A 14,959-nucleotide genomic window follows, 5' to 3' on the forward strand; every position below is an offset into this window, starting at 1 on the left:
GGCGGCGGTGACGCGGCCGGTGCAGTGCGGCCGCGGCGCGGCGGCGACGCGGCCGGTGGCGCAGTGGTGACGGCGCGGCAGTGGCGCGGCGTCACCAGCGCGGCGGCGCACCAGCGCGGCGGCGCGGCGGCGCGGCGGCGCGGCGGCGCACCAGCGCGGCGGCGCACCAGCGCGGCGGCGCGGCGGCCGCCCGGGTGACCCGCTCGGGCGCCCGGCGGGCCGGTTCCCCACGGCACGGCGGGGACACCGCACCGCTCCACCCCCGGGTGCCCCTTCCCACGACGAGACCGGAGAACCGACATGCCCTTCGCCCCCGCCCTGGACTTCGTCTTCGAGATCCGCGCCGAGGTGGCCGCCCCGCTCCACATCGGCCACGGAGACGGCGAGCGGACCGTGTTCATCCCCATCACCGGCGGCAGCGTGGACGGCCCCCGGCTGCGCGGCACGGTCCTGCCGGGCGGCGGGGACTGGAACACCACCCGCGGGGAGGTGAGCGAGCTGGAGGCGCGGTACCTGATCCGGGCCGAGGACGGCGCGGTGATCGACATCGTCAACCGCGGCTACTACCGCCCCGACCCCGGCAGCGCCGACCGGTTCGACGGGGAGCTGCGGGTCGCCGAGGCCGGCCACTACTTCCGGACGTCACCGGTCTTCCGCACCGACGCGCCCGCGCACCGCTGGCTCGCCGGGACGGTCTTCGTCGGCCTCGCCCGCACCGAGGGCGAGCAGGTCATAGCGATCCGGGTCTACGCCCTCCGGTAGCCGCCTGCCGCTCAGGACAGCACCCGCCAGGCGTGCTGGAGGGCCTCCCGGAACCGTTCCACGTCCTTGTCGCCCAGCCCCGCGGTCATCCGCTCCTCCAGCGCGCGGGCGGGCCCGGCGTACTCGGCCAGCAGCCGCCGCCCCGGCTCGGCGAGCAGGATCAGCCGCTCGCGGCGGTTGCCGGGGTTGGGCTCGCGGCGGATCAGCCCGCGCCGCTCCAGCCCGCGGACCATGTCGGCCATGGTCTGCGCGGTGACGAAGGAGTCGCGGGCCAACTGGGCGGCGGAGATGCCGTCGTGCCGCTCCAGCACCGTGAGGGCGGTGTACTGGAGCGCGGTGATGCCGGCGGGCTTGAGCAGCTCCTCCAGGCGGGCGCGCACCACCAGCTCGGCCCTCTTGATCAGGTAGAGCAGCGAGGTCTGCGCGGGTCGTTCCATGGCGTTCTTCCTCCCGGGTGGCCGCCCGGCGCCCGCGGGGCGGCGGCGGGTCCAGCCTAAGCCATTGACAGGAATCCTGTTGGTTGAGAAGACTGCATTCATCAGGATTCCTGTCGGTCTCCGGCGCGTCCTCGCGCGCCGGTGCCCCCGGCAGTGGTCACCCTGCGCACGAGAGGCATCCGCCATGGATCTGCACGGGAAGGTCGCCGTCGTCACCGGGAGCGGGCGCGGCCTCGGCCTGGCCTACGCCCGCGCCCTGGCCGCGTCCGGCGCGGCCGTCGTCGTCAACGACCTCGACCGGGCGGCGGTGGACGCCGCCGTCACCGCCATCCGGTCCGCCGGGGGCCGGGCCGCCGGAGTGGCCGCGGCGGTCGGTGACAGCGCCGCCGCGCAGGCCCTGGTGGACACGGCGGTGGCCGAGTTCGGGCGCCTGGACGTGCTGGTCACCAACGCCGGCATCCTGCGCGACCGGGTGCTGTGGAAGATGACCGACGAGGACTTCGACGCGGTCGTCCGGGTCCATCTGCGCGGCACCTTCACCTGCGCCCGCGCCGCCGCCGTACGGATGCGGGAGCAGGGCACCGGCGGACGGCTGATCCTGATCTCCTCGCCGGCCGGGCAGCGCGGCAACTTCGGCCAGACCAACTACGCCGCCGCCAAGGCCGGCATCGTCGCCATGGCCCGTACCTGGGCGATGGAACTGGCCCGCGCGCACATCACCGTCAACGCGGTCGTGCCGGTCGCCGCCACCGAGATGACCCGGACCATCCCCGCGTTCGCCCCGCTCATCGAGGAGGCCGAACGCACCGGCCGCCCGCTGCCCGGGTGGCTGCGCAGGGACGAGGGCCTGGGCACCGTCGAGGACGTCACCGGCCTGATCACCTTCCTGGCCTCGGACGACGCCAAGGACATCACCGGCCAGGCGATCGGCGTCGGCGGCGACCGGCTCGCCCTGTGGGCGCACCCGAAGGAGAAGGCGGTCGCCTTCGCCGACGGCGGCTGGAGCGCCGAGGCCATCGCCGCGCACTGGCCGGCCGGCGTCGGCGCCGAGCCGGAGACCTACGGCATCCCCGCGCCGCGGGTCCCGGAGGACGGCCCCGCGCCGCAGGCCCCGGAGGACGGCGTCCCCGCGCCGCAGGCCCCGGAGGCGTGACATGACCGGCCTCGCGCTCGACCTCGACCGGCTCACCGCCATCGACGTGCACACCCACGCCGAGATCTCCAAGGACGGCCACGGCGCGCTCAGCCCCGAACTGCTCGGCGCCTCCGAGTCGTACTTCAAGGCGCACGGCCACCGGCAGCCGACGATCGAGGAGATGGCCGCCCACTACCGCGAACGCCGCATGGCGGCCGTGGTGTTCACCGTCGACGCGGAGCACGCCACCGGGCACCCGCGGATCGCCAACGAGGAGGTCGCGGAGAGCTGCGCCGCCCACCCGGACGTCCTGATCCCGTTCGCCTCCGTCGACCCGCACAAGGGGCGCGCGGGGGTGCGGGAGGCGCGGAGGCTGGTGACGGAGTACGGCGTCCGCGGCTTCAAGTTCCACCCCAGCATCCAGGCGTTCTCCCCCGACGACCGGCTGGCCTACCCGCTGTACGAGGCCATCGAGGAACTCGGCGTGCCCGCCCTGTTCCACACCGGCCAGACCGGCATCGGCGCCGGCCTGCCGGGCGGCGGCGGCATCCGGCTGAAGTACTCCGACCCCATGCTGGTCGACGATGTCGCCGTCGACTTCCCGGAGCTGCGGATCATCCTGGCCCACCCGTCCTTCCCCTGGCAGGACGAGGCCCTGGCGGTGGCCACCCACAAGCCGTACGTCTACATCGACCTGTCCGGCTGGTCGCCGAAGTACTTCCCGCCGCAGCTCGTGCGCTACGCCAACACCCTGCTCAAGGACAAGGTCCTCTTCGGCTCCGACTACCCCGTCATCACCCCCGACCGGTGGCTCGCGGACTTCGCGAAGCTCGACATCAAGCCCGAGGTCCGGCCGAAGGTGCTGAAGGAGAACGCCGCCCGTCTGCTCGGCCTGCTCAGGTGAGGGAAGGAGTCGTCGCCGTGTTGAACCAAGGCATCGGATCATGGTCGGCACGCCGGGCCCGCAAGACCCCCGACCGGATCGCCCTCGTCCACGAGGACCGCACCTGGACCTACCGCGACCTGCACGAACGCGTCCTGCGCCTGGCCCACGCGCTGCGCGCCCAGGGGGTCGGCCGGGGCGACCGGGTCGCCTACCTCGGCCCCAACCACCCGACGTTCCTGGAGACCCTGTTCGCCACCGGCGCCCTCGGCGCGGTCTTCGTCCCCCTCAACACCCGGCTGACCGCCCCGGAACTGGCGTACAACCTCACCGACTCCGGCACCAGGATCCTGATCCACGCGGAGCCGCAGGGCGGGACGGCCCGCGAGGCGGCCCGGCAAGCGGACGCGCCGCGCCTGATCCCCCTGGGCCCCGCCTACGAGGACCTCCTGACCACTGCCACCCCCACCCCCCTGGACGAGCCGGTCACCCCCGACGACCCCTGCATGATCATGTACACCTCGGGGACGACGGGCCGCCCCAAGGGCGCCGTCCTCACCCACGCCAACATCACCTGGAACAGCGTCAACGTCCTCGTCGACACCGACCTGGCCGGCGACGAGGTCACCCTGGTCGTGGCCCCCCTGTTCCACACCGCCGGCCTCAACATGACCTGCCTGCCCACCCTCCTCAAGGGCGGCCGGGCGATCCTGCACAGCGCCTTCGACCCCGACCAGGTCCTGCACACCATCGAGACCCACCGCGTGACCTGCATGTTCGGCGTCCCCACGATGTACGACGCGATGGCCGCCCGGCCCCGCTGGGCCACCACCGACCTGACCAGCCTGCGCACCCTCAACTGCGGCGGCGCCCCGGTCCCCGCCCGGACCATCGCCGCCTACCTCGCCCGCGGCCTCGCCTTCAGCCAGGGGTACGGCCTGACCGAGGCGTCCCCCGGCGTCCTCTACCTGGACGCGTCCCAGACCTCGGCGAAGGCGGGCTCCGCCGGCGTCCCGCACTTCTTCACCGACACCCGGCTGGTGGCCCCCGACGGCACCGACGCCGCCCCCGGCGAACGCGGCGAGATCCTCGTCCAGGGCCCGCACGTCATGACCGGCTACTGGAACCGCCCCGCCGACACCGAGGCCGCCTTCGCGGACGGCCGCTGGCTGCGCACCGGCGACGTGGCCCGCACCGACGCCGACGGCTACGCGTACATCGTCGACCGCGTGAAGGACATGTACGTCTCCGGCGGCGAGAACGTCTACCCGGCCGAGGTCGAGGACGCCCTCCTCACCCACCCGGCCGTCGCCGAGTGCGCGGTCATCGGCGTCGCCGACCCGGTCTGGGGCGAGTCCGGCCGGGCGATCGTCGTCCTGCGCCCCGGCACCGACGCGACGGAGACCGACCTCCTGGACCACCTCCGCGCCCGCCTCGCCAAGTACAAGATCCCCAAATCCGTCGTCCGCGCGGACACCCTCCCCCGCACGGCCTCCGGAAAGCTCGTCAAGCCCGCGCTCCGCCGGACCTACGGCGACCCGACCCCCTAGTCAGATCAGGAAGGCTCCCCATGCCCACCACCGTCCACGGCCTCGACGGCCTGAAGTCCCTCACCGGCACCGACCTCGGCCGCACCGACTGGCGCGAGATCACCCAGTCCCGCGTCGACACCTTCGCCGACGCCACCGACGACCACCAGTGGATCCACGTCGACCCCGCCCGCGCCGCCCGGGGCCCCTTCGGCGCCCCCATCGCCCACGGCTACCTGACCCTCTCCCTGGTCATCCCCCTCTTCGGCGAACTCCTCGACATCACCGGCGTCACCATGAGCGTCAACTACGGCCTCGACCGCGTCCGCTTCCCGGCCCCGGTCCGCGTCGGCGCCAAGATCCGCCTGCACGCCACCGTCGGCACGGTGGAGGACGTCAAGGGCAACGGCGTCCAGATGCCCCTGACCTTCACGATCGAGATCGAGGGCGAGCCGAAGCCGGGGTGCGTGGCGGAGGTGGTGTACCGGCATTACGCGTGAGGGGCGGGCGTCATCGACAACACGGCGACCGCCCTGGTGTGCTCGGCAGCGGCACGGGCGGCGCTGTCGGCGGCACGCTCCAGACGGTCCCGGTGCCCGAAACCTTGCCCTGGGCGCTCAAGAGGTCTTGTCGGCCCAGTAGTCCTTCAGCATCTCCCCAGGCCAGGAGGGCTCGCGTACGGGTCCTCGCGGTCCCATCCGCTCGAAGTACGGCGAGAGGTCGTAGATCTTCGTGCCGACGACGGCGTCCAGATCGGTCACATGCAGCCTGAGGCCGTCGACCCGGAGGAGCCTGGGGAAGCTTTGCGCGAGTTGGTTGGGGCGGCGGTGATTGCGGTGCGCGAACGTTCCCGTGGCCGGCCAGTCCGGGTTCCCCCTCGGACTGCGCGCGTGGTACTCGACGTCACTGGGCGAAGCCTTGTCGAAGTGCCACACGACCACCAGGTGCGAGAACTCGTCCAGCCCCTGCACGGAGTCGAGAGGGAACTCCGACTCATCGAGCTGGATCACGGACTCGACGCCACCCCAGTAGTCGTCCGCCACCTCGGTGCGTCCTTCGACCACCGTTCCGATCGGCCTGATCTCCAGCACCACGGCGCCACCTCTCACACTCGTCCCCAACGACGCGCCTGATCAATCTACTTGCGCGAGACACGTGGCAGCGCGGGCGTCCAGAGCAGTGACCGCGCGGATCCCGCGCTTGCGGTAAGGCGACAGCAGATGCCGCATGTCGACCACCGTCCGCCGGGCCCGGCCGGAGTGGATGCCGTCTTCCATGGCGTCCAGAACACTGGTCCAGGTCGCACACGCTTCCTCGACTGCGCCTTGGGCGATCTGGGTCGCTCCCAGGTACCCGAGGGTGACGGCATGGGTCCGCCGGAACGCCGCTCCGCGGGTTCGCACGGACCGCCGGAACTCCTTGACCGCACGCTGGTGGTCGCCGAGGTCGCGGAGGGTGCACGCAGTTTCATGGGCCAGGGAAGCCTCCCCGAAAAAGAACGTCCTGTCCGGCTCCCGGATACCGTCGTGCGCGTTCGAGAGATCGTCCTCGGCCCGCAACAGCGCTCGGGCGGCTTCGTGACGGCGGTCGTTCGCGGCCAGCGTGCGGGCGTGCACCACACCGAGCAGAGCCCGCTCGCGCGGGGTGGCGGCCGCGTACCGCTGACCGTGCACCGACGCCTGGGCGATCCGCAGGGCTTCGCGCCGGAATCCGAGATCGAGGGCTTGGTGTGCCATCGCTCGCAGAATGTGTCCGCTCAAAGGAGCGTCACCGGCCCGCGCCGCGAGTTTCACCGCAGTGTTGAAGCGCTGGAGAGCCACGGCGTGTTCGCTGTTGTCGAAGGCCATCCAGCCCGATACGTAGGCCAGTTCCGCGGTGGCGGAGAACATGGCACGTCGGCTCTGCTCGTCGGTGAACCGCCCGCGAAGGAAGTCCAGGGCCTCGTGACGCAGGTACTCGTCGACCGCCCGACGTCCATGGCCACCACCGCGCCGCTGGTCCATGCGCGAAAACGCGAGAGTCAGTTCCTGAACGGTCTGGACGTCTCCCTGACCGGCACGTCTCCCCCCGGCTCCCGCGTCCGCCGGCGGCCGGGACATCTCCTCCCACCACGTCTCGTCCGGGAGGACCAATGCCGCCGCGGAGTAGACCCCGTCCCTGAGCAGCCGACGCCGGTCCGTGTCCAATCCGCTCCCCACATTCTTCAGCGCGATCAAAGGGTCGCCGTGCCAGTCCAGCGCTCCGTGCGCCGGTGAGGTGGAAGCCGCCAACCCGGCCTCCTGGGGCGTGATCGCACGCTTCAGACGACGGGACAGCGCCTCGCACAAGATAGCGGGCGCAATGCCCGACGGGCGCGTTCCTGCCACCCACATGCTCACGTGGGAGCGTCCGATCCTGGAGTTCTCCCGGACCTCGCCATTCAGTGTCTCGGCGGTGACCCGGTTGTACGCGGTGGCCGTCTGCGCCCGTGTCCAGCCGGCTTCCAGCAACAGCGCGGCCAACCGCTCGTTCCGCTCGCGCGCCACCCCTCCGCCCCCAGCATCGAAAGCGATATCCGACCAGGTTCTCCGGCCCGCACCAGCAACGGCAATGCGGAACCGGATACGCGTCCACCGTAGACGCTGGCCTGCCGTTCGGTACCCGTAAGTGCTCGGAACGTCACTCAGTAGTGGCTTGGGATGCGTAGCACCGCCCGGAACGGCACCGGCACGATCTTTGACCACGTTGACCATCCCCGACCTCTTGTCCCCATGCCGGGTTCCCGGATCGAGCGGTTCGCTCTTGTAAAGCCAGCTACTCGAACGAGCGGAGCACTCGCATGCACCTCTCCACCGGGCAATACGGCGCCCGGTCCCCAGCCGAGTTCCAGGTCGCCCTGCCCTCATCTCCGGCATGCGCCGGCCAGGCGAGACGTATCGCGGACACGCTGATGCGGGAGTGGGCCGTCTCTCCGCTCTTGGTCGGCGATGTCCTGCTCGTCGTGTCCGAGTTGGTCACCAACGCCTTCCTGCACAGCGGCACCGACCTGATCACCGTGTCCGTGGGGATCCAGAACGGCGTCCTGCGGATCGGCGTACGTCACCACGTGACCAGGCACCGACCCGTTCTCCGCAGACCCCGGAATGACGACGAGCACGGCCGCGGCCTGCTGCTCGTCAAGGCGATCGCGGACAGTCGGGAGGGGGCCTGGGGAGTCAGTCGCGACGGCACCACCACCTGGTGCGAGTTGAGCCTCGCGGTGAGCCGATGACGCACGGTGTGTCCTTCGGAACCAGCCGCTGCTCGGCAGCTCGCGGCTTCCACACCCCAACCACCGCGCTCGGAACGGGAGTTCGACATGTCACAGGAGATCGTGCAGACCGTCACCACCACCGGCGACAGTGTCCGCCGTGGTGACGTGATCAGCGTGGGAGGAATCCCTCACGTCGTCGCCGACGTACGCGAGGTCCACGGTCGGCGCAAGCTGCTTCGATTCCAGGACGGAAACGCCTACGTTCTGCCACGCGCCATGACCATCGAGGTCACACGTGTGTACACCCCTCGTCGCGCCGCCACACCGGCGCAAGGGAGAGTAACGGTGCGCGGCGAGGCCGACCAACCACATCGACTGCGGACGCGAAGGCGGATCACGTGACGTCGCGGCATCGGTCTCGCGAGGCTCTGATTGCGGACTGGCCCGGGAGTCCCAAGGTTGAGAAATCCATGGCACATGGGCGGAACCTGCAACGAAACTGCGCGGGTGAGCAACTCCTGCCCCTGCCCGTGCTGCGGACACCCCGTGCTGAGCGCGGTGCCCGGCTCGTACGATATCTGCCCCGTCTGCTTCTGGGAGGACGACGGGGTCCGGTTCCGCTGGCCGAGCATGGCCGGCGGGACCAACGAGGTCTCCCTGATCGAGGCCCAGCGCAACTACCAGAACTTCGGCGCCTGCGACGAGCAAGGCCAGCGGTACGTCCGCCCTCCGGCCGAGGACGAGCCGCTCGACCCCGCTTGGCCCCCCATCGCTCCGGCACAGGACTCCTTCGAGGACTGGTCGGCCGAGCACCGCGCCCCCTGGCCCGACGACAGCTCGGTGCTCTGCTGGTGGCTCCCGACTTTCTGGCGCCGGGACCACTGCCCGTCGTGACCTCCCACATCGAAACACTCGTCCAGCAACTCGACGCCAAGGCCGACGAATCCTACGACGCCCGTGCGGAGCTGATCCGGCTCGGCGCCGACGCCGTACCCGCCATCGTCGACGGCCTGCCTTCCCTCAGTGGCTTCGGTCGGCTGACCGCCATCGAGGTCTTCGAAGAGGTGGGTGATCCCCGTTGCGGCCCCGCGCTCATCGGCCTGCTGGACAGCGACAACCCGACCGTCCGTGAATGGGCGGCCATGGCCCTGGCGAGCCTGAAGATCGACGGCGCCGTCGAGCCCCTGCGCCGCGCATACCTCGCCTGCTGGCAACAGGCGATCCCGCCGGACTGGAGCGAGCCCGTCGGCATCCGCTGGGCCCTGACCGAACTCGGCGCACGCACCCCCGTCGTCCCACCGCTCACCGCACGCCTCCGCCCCACCGACGCTCTTGGCTGGCCCTCGGCCGATTTCACCGAGATCATCAACGACCTGGCCGACCACGCCCAGGTGATCCTCTACTCCCAGTTCTGGCGGGTGGATGCCAGCGGCATGTACGGCGTCCCCGGCCCCGACCTGGCCTGGGAACTCGACTGGACCGCGCCCTGGGAGCACCTGGTCGAAGAGTCCCGCACCTGGTCCTTGCTGGAAGCTGCCCAAGCCCCCACCGGTCCCAGCATCTTCGTCGCCCCCACCTGGATCGACCGTACCGACCTGTGCCCGGAGACGTGACCTATGTCGTTCCAGCACCCCGAGGAGATCGGCTACGGCTACGTGATCGAGCGCTACGTGACGCGGAAGGACTCGGACCACCCGCGATACCGCGATCTGAAGAGCGGCCGTCTCCTGCGCCCCGGGTGGCCGCACGCCGAACGCTTCGCCCAACACCTCGTCGCCGACGCGGCCACGATTACCGATGCTGAGTTGGAGGCCCTCCTCGGCTACGAGTGGCGCTCACGTCTCACCGCCGCATGGCTGATCGGCGCCGGTCGCCGCGATCGGTTCCGCGAACGCATCGGCGACCTGCTCCTGACCAGCGAGGTCTGCTTCTCCGGCAGCGCCTACTGCTTCGCCCTGGCCCGCTTCTGCACCCACGCGGACGCCGAGATCCTCGCCACCTACCTGAACCGCTACCTCCCCCGCACCGACCTCCGCTACGACCAGCCCGCAGCCCTCGGTGCCCTCCTCCGCCTCGACGCCCACCTCGGCACCCACCATGCGGAACGTTTCACCCAGCCCCATGGTCTCTGGGACCGGTGGGTCAATGCCCTGGACCACCTCCGCGACCACCCCGATTACACCCCCGCCGAGCGGCGCCGCTTTACGGACCTGCAGCGCGAGTTCGCCGACAGTTGGGCCCACGCATAGCCGGCACTATCTCGACGACGAGAAGGACATCTTTCTCATGCAGGGGTGGAAGGTGGAGGACATCGAGCGGCTGAGGCAGATGGACATCCCCAGCCACGAGACGGTGCCGGAGGCCCCCGGCGCACGGTGCAGTTCTTCCAGGAGGTGAAGCAAGGTGGCGAGGACCCCGACGTTTGAGGAGCTGTTTCGTGACTGCCAGAGGACTGCCGTCCATCTGGAGATGCGCGACGCCTACATGAAGTCGGACCCGGCCTTCATCGATTGGAAGGCCGGTCAGACCTTCGACCCTGCCGAGCGCTGGGCCGACTGGCACGCGATCGTCACCGAGGCGACCGGGCGAGGCGTGGAGGTCCGACGTGCCCGTATCGTTTCGACGCCCGTCAGCGAGTACATCCGCTTCGAGTACGACGTGACGGACAGGCTGAACATCGCCGCCGGCGAATCCGTGCGCTGGCTGTCGCGGCGGGCCGCCACCGACCTCGCCCTTCCGGGCAATGACTTCTGGCTGTTCGACTCCTCGCTCGTCCTCGTCAACCACTTCGACGGCGAGGGCGAGACGCTGGAACTGGAGCTGGCGGAAGATCCGGAGGTGGCGAAGCTCTGCGAGTCGGCCTTCGAGGCCGTGTGGAAACGGGCGACGCCGCACGCCGAGTTCGAGTTGGCCTGACGGCCTGATCCGCCCCCCACCGCACATGACATCGCCGTCTTCGAGCGTCCAAGGAGCCCGCAAAAAAACGCTCGGGAAACGCCTGGCCGGGAGCGCGACCTTCGTGATCGGTGTAGCGCCTGTGGCGCGGAAGGCGAGGCGAAAAAGCCCATCTCGACCGCCCGAGGCATCGAGCATGTACCTCTAGTAGCGCGATATGGACACGAACCACATCCCCGCACGGAAAGACCAAGGGTCCGACCCCGGCGAGTCGGACCCCTTCCAACCTGCGTGTTGCCAGGCCGGCGCTGTGGTGGTGTGCCCCCGCTACACGTTGAACCTGAACTCCACCACGTCCCCGTCCTGCATCACGTAATCCTTGCCCTCCATCCGCGCCTTGCCCTTGGCGCGGGCCTCCGCTACCGAACCCGTTTCGATCAGGTCGTCGAAGGAGATGACCTCCGCCTTGATGAAGCCCTTCTGGAAGTCGGTGTGGATGACTCCGGCGGCCTCGGGGGCGGTGGCGCCCTTCTTGATGGTCCAGGCGCGGGACTCCTTGGGGCCGGCCGTGAGGTACGTCTGGAGGCCGAGGGTGTCGAAGCCGACGCGGGCGAGGGTGGCGAGGCCGGGCTCCTCGGCGCCGACCGACTCCAGCAGCTCCATGGCGTCCTCCTCGTCCAGCTCGGCGAGGTCCGCCTCCAGCTTGGCGTTGAGGAAGATCGCCTCGGCGGGGGCGACCAGGGCGCGCTGCTCGTTCTTGAAGTCCTCGTCGACCAGCTCGTCCTCGTCGACGTTGAAGACGTAGAGGAAGGGCTTGGTGGTGAGCAGGTGCAGGTCGTGAAGGAGCTCGGCGCGCTCGCTGCCCTGGACGATGCCGTGGGCGAAGAGGGTGTCGCCCTTCTCCAGGATCTCCTTGGCCTCCTCGACGGCCTTGACCTTCGGGGCGACGTCCTTCTTGATCCGGGACTCCTTCTGGAGGCGCGGCAGGACCTTCTCGATGGTCTGGAGGTCGGCCAGGATCAGCTCGGTGTTGATCGTCTCGATGTCGTCCTTGGGCGAGACCTTGCCGTCGACATGGACGACGTTCTCGTCCTTGAAGGCGCGGATGACCTGGCAGATCGCGTCGGACTCGCGGATGTTGGCCAGGAACTTGTTGCCCAGGCCCTCGCCCTCGGAGGCGCCGCGCACGATGCCCGCGATGTCGACGAAGTCGACCGTGGCCGGGAGGACGCGCTCCGACTTGAAGATCTCCGCCAGCTTCGCCAGCCGCGGGTCGGGGACGCCGACCACGCCGACGTTGGGCTCGATGGTGGCGAACGGGTAGTTGGCCGCCAGCACGTCGTTCTTGGTCAGGGCGTTGAACAGGGTCGACTTGCCGACATTCGGCAGGCCGACGATTCCGATCGTGAGCGACACGTTGCGACTTCCCGTACGTGAGATGAGGACTGGCGAGTGGGCCGATCCACCAGTCTACGGGGTGTGCGGCAGGGATCACGCGGGCAGTCGAACGGTTGGCCAGGCTCCGGCCCTCGGCGTGTCCGAGGGGCGATTCTGCACATTAAACGACCTAAGTTGGACCAGTGGAGCAACCCAGGACGCGACCTGCCGAGGACGGAACGCGACGCGGCCGGCCCCCGCTGCCCCCGCAGGCCCGGGGCGCGGCACCGGTCCGCCGGCCGGGAGTGCGGCGCCCGTCCGCGCCCCCGGCGCCGGGCACCGGGCGGACGCTGCCCGGCCCCCGGCTGACCGGGCTGGGCGGCGGGCTGTTCTGCGCGGCGCTGATGCTCGTGCTGGGCTTCCTCGACCAGGCGCTGTTCGGGTCGTCCCGGACGGTGTACGGCGTGCTGTTCCTGCCGGTGTGCGTGCTGACCTCGGTGTGGGTGCGGCCGGGCGACCTGCTCATCGCCCCGATCGTGGTGCCGCTCGCCTTCGCCCTGGGGCTGACCCGGATCAGCGACGGCGGCGACGGGCTCTCCGGCCAGGTGGGCGGCTATGTCACCACCCTGGCCACGGAGGTCGGCTGGCTGTACGGGGGGACCCTGATCGCCGGGGTGATCGTGCTGGTTCGCCGGGTGCGGGTGGTGCGCCGCCGGGTCGCGGCGCGGGGTCGTACGGCGGCATAAAGGGGTTGTACCGGGGCCGGGGGACCCTGCGTCAGGGTCCCCCGAGGTTTCCGGGTCCGTACGCCCTACTCGCCCCGGTCCGTCGTACGCCTCACTCGCCCCGGTCCGTCTCCGCCGCCCGCATCGCCGCGCCGACGATGCCCGCGTTGTTCTGCAACTGGGCCGGGACGATCTCCGCGCGGATGTCCTCCAGGTAGGGCAGGAACTTGTGCGCCTTGCGGCTGACGCCGCCGCCGATGATGAACAGCTCGGGCGAGAACAGCATCTCGACATGGGCGAGGTACTTGCGCACCCGGTGCCCCCAGTGCTCCCAGGACAGGTCGTGGTCCTCCTTGACCTTGCTGGAGGCCCGCTTCTCCGCGTCGTGCCCGTCCAGCTCCAGGTGGCCCAGCTCGGTGTTGGGCACCAGGACGCCGTCGGTGAAGACGGCGCTGCCGATGCCGGTGCCGAAGGTGAGCAGGACGACCGTGCCCTTGCGGCCGCGTCCGGCGCCGAAGTGGGCCTCGGCGACGCCGGCCGCGTCCGCGTCGTTGACGACGGTCACCGGCAGGCCGCCCAGGCGCTCGCTGAACAGGGCCCGGGCGTCGGTGTCGATCCAGCTCTTGTCGACGTTGGCCGCCGTACGGATCATCGCGCCGCCGGTGACCACGCCCGGGAAGGTGAGTCCGACCGGGCCGGTCCAGCCGAAGTGCTCGACCACCTGCCGCACCCCGTCGGCGACACTCTCCGGGGTCGCCGGGTGCGGGGTGAGTACCTTGCAGCGCTCCTCCGCCAAGTCGCCCCTGTCCAGATCGACAGGGGCGCCCTTGATCCCGGAGCCGCCGATGTCCACGCCGAAGATCTGCATGGCACCACGTTACGGCCCCGGACCGGGCCTCACGCCTCGGAGGTGCCCGAACCGCCCCGGCCCGCCGCCAGGGAGGCGGCCTCCTCGCGCAGGTCCCGGCGCAGCTCCTTGGGGAGCGAGAAGGTGATGGACTCCTCGGCGGCCTTGACGATCTCCACGTCCGCGTAGCCGCGCCGGGCGAGCCACTCCAGGACCTGCTCGACCAGGACCTCGGGGACGGAGGCGCCGGAGGTGACGCCGACCGTGGTCACGCCGTCCAGCCAGGTCTCGTCGATCTCGTCGGCGAAGTCCACCAGGTGGGCGTCGCGGGCGCCGGCCTGCTTGGCGACCTCGACCAGGCGCTTGGAGTTGGAGGAGTTGCGGGAGCCGACGACGATCACCAGGTCGGCCTCGGCGCCCATCTGCTTCACGGCGAGCTGCCGGTTCTGCGTGGCGTAGCAGATGTCGTCGCTGGGCGGGGAGACGAGCCCCGGGAACTTCTCCTTCAGCGCGTCGACGGTCTCCATGGTCTCGTCCACCGAGAGCGTGGTCTGGGAGAGCCAGACGACCTTGGACGGGTCGCGGACCTCGACCTTGGCGACGTCGCCGGGGCCGTCGACGAGCTGGATGTGGTCGGGGGCCTCGCCGGAGGTGCCGATGACCTCCTCGTGGCCCTCGTGGCCGATCAGGAGGATGTCGTAGTCCTCCTGGGCGAAGCGGACCGCTTCCTTGTGGACTTTGGTGACCAGGGGGCAGGTCGCGTCGATGGTGGCGAGCCGGCCGCGCTGGGCCTCCTCGTGGACGACGGGGGCCACGCCGTGCGCGGAGAACATCACGATGTTCCCCGGCGGGACCTCCTCGGTGCGCTCGACGAAGATCGCGCCCTTCTTCTCCAGCGTCTGCACGACGTACTTGTTGTGCACGATCTCGTGCCGGACGTAGACCGGGGCGCCGTACTGCTCCAGGGCTTTCTCGACGGCGATCACGGCGCGGTCCACACCCGCGCAGTAGCCCCGGGGGGCGGCGAGCAGGACACGGCGGCCAGACGAAGCAGTCATGGCACCCATCGTAAGGCCGCGTTCGGCGGGTCAGAGATCGCGTGCTCCGCGCGATGCCGGGGAGACTGATGTGATCGGC

Annotated in this window: 19 protein-coding genes; 13 read left to right on the forward strand and 6 right to left on the reverse strand. The window is 70.5% G+C overall.

Going from position 1 to position 14,959, the window contains the following annotated elements; all coding sequences use genetic code 11:
• On the forward strand, positions 1-198 hold a 198-nt coding region (locus tag IE316_RS35590), incomplete at its 5' end, for a hypothetical protein (protein WP_229910482.1).
• A gap of 102 nt (positions 199-300) precedes the next feature.
• Positions 301-762, forward strand: coding sequence for a DUF3237 domain-containing protein (locus tag IE316_RS20075; RefSeq protein ID WP_190205811.1), 462 nt, complete (start codon positions 301-303; stop codon positions 760-762).
• Between the two features lie 11 nt (positions 763-773).
• On the opposite strand, the gene IE316_RS20080 is transcribed toward IE316_RS20075, so the two are convergent.
• Positions 774-1,199 (reverse strand): MarR family winged helix-turn-helix transcriptional regulator, encoded by a 426-nt coding sequence (locus IE316_RS20080; RefSeq protein WP_190205812.1) that lies wholly within the window; start codon positions 1,197-1,199, stop codon positions 774-776.
• A gap of 184 nt (positions 1,200-1,383) precedes the next feature.
• Here IE316_RS20080 and IE316_RS20085 point away from each other — a divergent pair, with 184 nt between their 5' ends.
• Genes IE316_RS20085 through IE316_RS20100 form a run of 4 tightly spaced genes read left to right on the forward strand, consistent with a single transcriptional unit; the run spans position 1,384 to position 5,246 of the window.
• Entirely contained in the window at positions 1,384-2,352 is a 969-nt protein-coding gene (locus IE316_RS20085; RefSeq protein ID WP_190205813.1) for an SDR family oxidoreductase, read from the forward strand.
• 1 nt (position 2,353) lies between these two features.
• Positions 2,354-3,238, forward strand: a complete 885-nt coding sequence (locus tag IE316_RS20090; RefSeq protein ID WP_190205814.1) for an amidohydrolase family protein — start codon at positions 2,354-2,356, stop codon at positions 3,236-3,238.
• 17 nt (positions 3,239-3,255) lie between these two features.
• Positions 3,256-4,767 (forward strand): acyl-CoA synthetase, encoded by a 1,512-nt coding sequence (locus IE316_RS20095; RefSeq protein WP_190205815.1) that lies wholly within the window; start codon positions 3,256-3,258, stop codon positions 4,765-4,767.
• Positions 4,768-4,787: 20 nt separating this feature from the next.
• Positions 4,788-5,246: a MaoC family dehydratase gene (locus IE316_RS20100; protein WP_190205816.1), complete on the forward strand. Its 459-nt coding sequence runs from the start codon at positions 4,788-4,790 to the stop codon at positions 5,244-5,246.
• 117 nt (positions 5,247-5,363) lie between these two features.
• On the opposite strand, the gene IE316_RS20105 is transcribed toward IE316_RS20100, so the two are convergent.
• A complete protein-coding gene (locus tag IE316_RS20105) occupies positions 5,364-5,840 on the reverse strand; it encodes a TrmO family methyltransferase domain-containing protein (RefSeq protein WP_190205817.1) in 477 nt (158 codons plus the stop codon).
• Positions 5,841-5,879: 39 nt separating this feature from the next.
• A complete protein-coding gene (locus IE316_RS20110; protein WP_190205818.1) occupies positions 5,880-7,271 on the reverse strand; it encodes an NsdA family TPR-like regulatory protein in 1,392 nt (463 codons plus the stop codon).
• 293 nt (positions 7,272-7,564) lie between these two features.
• Between IE316_RS20110 and IE316_RS20115 the strand changes: the two genes are divergently transcribed.
• The 6 genes from IE316_RS20115 (at position 7,565) to IE316_RS20140 (ending at position 10,894) form a co-directional block, all read left to right on the forward strand.
• Positions 7,565-7,996: an ATP-binding protein gene (locus tag IE316_RS20115; RefSeq protein ID WP_190205819.1), complete on the forward strand. Its 432-nt coding sequence runs from the start codon at positions 7,565-7,567 to the stop codon at positions 7,994-7,996.
• 87 nt (positions 7,997-8,083) lie between these two features.
• Positions 8,084-8,380: a hypothetical protein gene (locus tag IE316_RS20120; RefSeq protein ID WP_190205820.1), complete on the forward strand. Its 297-nt coding sequence runs from the start codon at positions 8,084-8,086 to the stop codon at positions 8,378-8,380.
• A 105-nt stretch (positions 8,381-8,485) separates the two neighbouring features.
• Positions 8,486-8,872, forward strand: a complete 387-nt coding sequence (locus IE316_RS20125) for a CPCC family cysteine-rich protein (RefSeq protein ID WP_190205821.1) — start codon at positions 8,486-8,488, stop codon at positions 8,870-8,872.
• Positions 8,869-9,591: a HEAT repeat domain-containing protein gene (locus IE316_RS20130; RefSeq protein ID WP_190205822.1), complete on the forward strand. Its 723-nt coding sequence runs from the start codon at positions 8,869-8,871 to the stop codon at positions 9,589-9,591. The genes IE316_RS20125 and IE316_RS20130 overlap by 4 nt, the downstream gene beginning before the upstream one ends.
• A 3-nt stretch (positions 9,592-9,594) precedes the next feature.
• Positions 9,595-10,227 (forward strand): DUF6000 family protein, encoded by a 633-nt coding sequence (locus IE316_RS20135; protein ID WP_190205823.1) that lies wholly within the window; start codon positions 9,595-9,597, stop codon positions 10,225-10,227.
• A gap of 154 nt (positions 10,228-10,381) precedes the next feature.
• Positions 10,382-10,894 carry a DUF6879 family protein gene (locus IE316_RS20140; protein ID WP_190205824.1) on the forward strand — a complete coding sequence of 171 codons (513 nt, stop codon included), beginning with the start codon at positions 10,382-10,384 and terminating at the stop codon, positions 10,892-10,894.
• A 306-nt stretch (positions 10,895-11,200) separates the two neighbouring features.
• Here IE316_RS20140 and ychF read toward each other — a convergent pair whose 3' ends face one another.
• A complete protein-coding gene (ychF, locus tag IE316_RS20145) occupies positions 11,201-12,289 on the reverse strand; it encodes a redox-regulated ATPase YchF (protein ID WP_190205825.1) in 1,089 nt (362 codons plus the stop codon).
• 164 nt (positions 12,290-12,453) lie between these two features.
• Here ychF and IE316_RS20150 point away from each other — a divergent pair, with 164 nt between their 5' ends.
• Positions 12,454-12,996, forward strand: coding sequence for a DUF6542 domain-containing protein (locus IE316_RS20150; RefSeq protein WP_190205826.1), 543 nt, complete (start codon positions 12,454-12,456; stop codon positions 12,994-12,996).
• A gap of 91 nt (positions 12,997-13,087) precedes the next feature.
• On the opposite strand, the gene ppgK is transcribed toward IE316_RS20150, so the two are convergent.
• Positions 13,088-13,843: a polyphosphate--glucose phosphotransferase gene (gene ppgK, locus IE316_RS20155; protein ID WP_190205827.1), complete on the reverse strand. Its 756-nt coding sequence runs from the start codon at positions 13,841-13,843 to the stop codon at positions 13,088-13,090.
• 29 nt (positions 13,844-13,872) lie between these two features.
• Positions 13,873-14,889, reverse strand: a complete 1,017-nt coding sequence (locus tag IE316_RS20160; protein WP_190205828.1) for a 4-hydroxy-3-methylbut-2-enyl diphosphate reductase — start codon at positions 14,887-14,889, stop codon at positions 13,873-13,875.
• Positions 14,890-14,959: the final 70 nt, after the last annotated feature.

The sequence above is a fragment of the Streptomyces fumanus genome, assembly GCF_014655295.1.
Taxonomy (GTDB): domain Bacteria; phylum Actinomycetota; class Actinomycetes; order Streptomycetales; family Streptomycetaceae; genus Streptomyces; species Streptomyces fumanus.